This is a genomic window from Allobosea sp. 10N428, assembly GCF_056394545.1.
Genome location: NZ_JBFTIC010000028.1, coordinates 1 through 3,364, shown reverse-complemented (window position 1 = coordinate 3,364; position 3,364 = coordinate 1). Strand labels below are relative to the sequence as shown.

At 61.8% G+C, this 3,364-nt stretch carries 3 protein-coding genes and 3 pseudogenes; 4 read left to right on the top strand and 2 right to left on the bottom strand.

All coding sequences use genetic code 11. The features are described 5' to 3' along the window. Positions 1 to 149 (bottom strand): annotated as a pseudogene (locus AC1DDA_RS27300) (IS630 family transposase); the annotation flags it as partial. 814 nt (positions 150 to 963) lie between these two features. Here AC1DDA_RS27300 and AC1DDA_RS27295 point away from each other — a divergent pair. The 3 genes and pseudogenes from AC1DDA_RS27295 to AC1DDA_RS27285 form a co-directional block, all read left to right on the top strand. Continuing rightward, positions 964 to 1,162: pseudogene (locus AC1DDA_RS27295) on the top strand (ATP-binding cassette domain-containing protein); the annotation flags it as partial. 466 nt (positions 1,163 to 1,628) lie between these two features. Continuing rightward, positions 1,629 to 2,066 (top strand): Ros/MucR family transcriptional regulator, encoded by a 438-nt coding sequence (locus tag AC1DDA_RS27290; protein WP_441514549.1) that lies wholly within the window; start codon positions 1,629 to 1,631, stop codon positions 2,064 to 2,066. Positions 2,067 to 2,085: 19 nt separating this feature from the next. Continuing rightward, the gene (locus AC1DDA_RS27285; protein ID WP_441514548.1) at positions 2,086 to 2,358 is read left to right on the top strand and encodes an HU family DNA-binding protein; all 273 of its coding nucleotides are present in this window, start codon (positions 2,086 to 2,088) and stop codon (positions 2,356 to 2,358) included. A gap of 285 nt (positions 2,359 to 2,643) precedes the next feature. On the opposite strand, the pseudogene AC1DDA_RS27280 reads toward AC1DDA_RS27285, so the two are convergent. Continuing rightward, positions 2,644 to 2,912, bottom strand: a pseudogene (locus tag AC1DDA_RS27280) (transposase); the annotation flags it as partial. A gap of 255 nt (positions 2,913 to 3,167) precedes the next feature. On the opposite strand from AC1DDA_RS27280, the gene AC1DDA_RS27275 reads away from it, so the two are divergent. Then, positions 3,168 to 3,364: hypothetical protein (locus AC1DDA_RS27275; RefSeq protein WP_476798083.1), on the top strand; the 197-nt coding region annotated here is incomplete at its 3' end.

Genomic DNA, 3,364 nt, shown 5'->3' with positions numbered 1-3,364 from the left:
CCGTGCGGGATGCCGGCCCGGCAACGCTCACCGCGAGGGGCACGGCCTCGCAAACGGGCCATCTTGGTCGACAGGCCGGTCTCGTCGATGAAGACGAGGCGCCGCGGGTCGAGATCGGGCTGGGCCTCGAACCAGTCCCGGCGCCGCTTACGTCACGGCGGCTTAAAGCCGGTCCGCCCGCGCGTCGAGTGGCGGTTCTCGACCACGCGATCCAGCCGTTCGTTAATGCTGCCGACGTCGCTTTGGCACATCGCGGACAAGGTCGAGCACCTGCCCGACCTTGTTCGCGCAGGCTCGCCTTGCTGACATAGTGCTCATTGACATGCACTCGGGTTCCGCAGTCCTGTGCCCCATAGCGTTCTGCAGAGCTGCTACCTGACTTGCCATCGACAACAAGCGAATAGCCGAGCGCAACCAGCGCCCGCTGAATGGCGGTCGTGTCCATGAAATGCTCCGGATGCGACGGGAACCACACCCAACGAGGTGGGGTTAAGCTGAAGATGGCTTGATCTCCGCGGAGGTCCCCATGCTGATCCCGGTGAAGCTAATCGCGACGCTGCTGATTGCAGCCACAGTGTGTCTCGTGACGCTGGCCATTTCGACCGGAACGAACCGGCACTGGCCTCGCTAGGCCCATCCTTCGTGCGAGCCTCGCAGTGCCCGCGAAGGCCACCGGTGGCGCCAGCGTCGGTCGAATCGGCGATGCCCTTTGGCGGGGAGCGGCTTGCTTGGCCGGTGGTGACCTTGGCATTGCCATAGAAGGCCGGCTGCAGCCCAACCGAGCCAACCCAAGCCTGCCCGATCTGCTTCACCTTTGCCACGCGGCTGCCCCAGCCGCGCCAGAAGGTGCCCCATGTCAAGGCAAGGTGCCGGCCGATCATCAGCGCTGGTCGTGGTCCTGACGAGTGGGCGGTCTCGCTCACGGCTTTCCTGCGCCAGTTGCGGCGGCGGCGAGATCCGCATCACCATGTCTCGAAGAGCGTTGGGCCATTGAAAGTGCTCGATGATGTCAGCCTGGCGCTGAAGCCTGGCAGCGTCACCGCCATCATCGGCCAGTCGGGGTCCGGCAAGTCCACCCTGCTGCGCGATCAATCATCTGGAGCGCGTCGATGAGGGCTTCATCGCCATCGATGGAGAACTGATCGGCTACCGGCAGGATGGGGGATAGTGGGGGGTACGATTGCGCTCTGACTAGGATAGTAAGGCCGCAGCCAAATGTCCGGCTCGAAGCTCACACTAAGACCCTCGCCGACCTGGAAGCTCTGTTGGCCACAGCAAGCACCGAGCAAGCCAAGTATCTCCCAAGTCATTAGAAGCCAGCACGGCTAGAGTTGGAAGCTCGCCTAACGCCAAAATAGCGCAGGGAATACAATCACAATCGCCAACACGGCGATGATCAGCGTTCTCGCCCAGACGGCTCGCGACCGGCTCGAAAAGATCCAGGGCCCCTGCATGAACAATCACCAAAGCCGCACCACATAGACGCATTGAACCGGGCAATATGGCGGAGGCAACTCGATCGTCGTGGAGAAGCTGCCTTGTTTCCCTCATTCAACAGGCATAAGCCGTCCATAGGTTGTTGATTCCTAGCCTTCCGATTGCCGCACATATTGATCCAGGAGAAGACAGTGGCAGAAGAAACCGAAAACCTCATCGGCCTCGTTGCGGATATCGTCTCAGCTTATGTTTCGAATAACAGCGTCCCGGCGGGTGAGCTTCCGGCATTGATCGCTACGACCCATGCGGCGATCGCGGGTCTTGGTTCGGAGCCGCTGGCGCCCGTTGAGGAGAAGCCGACGCCGGCGATTTCGATCAAGAAATCCATTACGCCGGATTTCCTGATCTGCCTCGAGGACGGCAAGAAGTTCAAATCGCTCAAGCGCCACCTGCGCACGGCCTACGACATGTCGCCCGAGGACTATCGGGCGCGTTGGGGCTTGCCGCCTGACTACCCGATGGTCGCACCCGCGTATGCTGAGGCCCGCTCGACGCTGGCCAAGAAGATGGGCCTGGGACAGCAGCGGCGGAAAACGCCTGCGCGGGGCAAGACCGCCAAAGCCAGCTGACATCAGAGAGGACGATTTCATGACCAAGAACGAACTGATTGCCGCGATTGCTGAAGACGCGTCCAAGTCCAAGGCCGACGTATCGGCCGTTCTCGCTGCGCTGGCTGGTGTGGTCTCGACGACGCTGAAGTCGGGCGGCGACGTGACGCTCGGCGGCGTCGGCAAGTTGTCGTCCGCTAAACGCGATGCACGCCAAGCGCGCAACCCCTCGACCGGCGCCATGATCGACGTGGCCGCCAAGACCGTTGTGAAGTTCAAGGTTTCCAAGGACCTCGCTGATACGGTCGCCTGAAGCTTATTGTACGAGGGTGAGAAGGAGGCTTCGCGATCTCGTTAGCGAAGCTTCGCCTGCTCCGGGCTTCCCCGCTAACGTAGCAATCCCTCCGCCTCCAACTCTTCCCAGCCTTCAGACTCGAGCGAGAGCTTGGCGTCGGGCGCAGTGGCAGGCATTTTCGATTTGGCAGAGTTAGTGCTGCTTTAGCCGCCGCGCGACGACGGTTGTCGATGCCCTCGGCTTCGCCGGGCAGCACTGGCAAATCGGCAATCCTGGCCAAGCGCGACTTGCGGCTGTGTGATCCTATCCGACCGCCCGCATCTGGGCGAGGAGCTTCTGCCGGAAGACTTCCGCCGGGGTTTTGTAGCCCGGGTTACTTTCGCGGTGTTGTGTTCAAGCGCTCGCAGATGTCCTTCAGCTCCTGGTCGGTGATGGAGAGGGGATCGACGTCGCGCGAGAGCCATTTTCTGGCCCGGCCGTTCGTGTTCCGACGGTGCCTTTCTGCCAGGGCGACTGCGGGTCGCAGAACCCGGTCTGAGACCCGATCCGGCCTGGAGATTGAGCCAGTCCGATGACATCAACGCTCAATCCCATGCCGCGCCATCGGGCGAGCTTGCGGCGGTCGTTCAGGTCGATCTGGAAGTAGGTGCGTTGCATCGCTGCGTTCCTGCGACTGATAACCCATTGGATCATTCGCAAGTCGCATTTCAAACTTGAACCCACCCGCCTACACCAGCTGTTGCAACCGGATTGAAATGTCTCAGGTTGCAGCAAGTTAGAAATGTCACAGGGCGCTACGGAGCCTCTGCCGGGGCTGCGGAGAGCCCATGTTTCGCAGCAGCGCCGGCAGAGGCGGTGCGATTGGCTTTTTTCGCCGCGGCGTGGCGATCGGCGAAAGAGATCGGTCCTCGGCGTCCTTTCGGGCGCGGGATGTAGCCGCCGGCTTCGCTGTTCGTCTTGGTTCGTACCGGTCGGATCTCATCCTGGCGAGCCTTCACCCACGCAAGAGCTTCCGAAAGCCGCT

What these genes read in the sequence shown, in the direction of transcription:
- AC1DDA_RS27285 (WP_441514548.1), top strand. Translation starts at nt 2,086, where the DNA reads ATGACCAAGAACGAACTGATTGCCGCGATTGCTGAAGACGCGTCCAAG.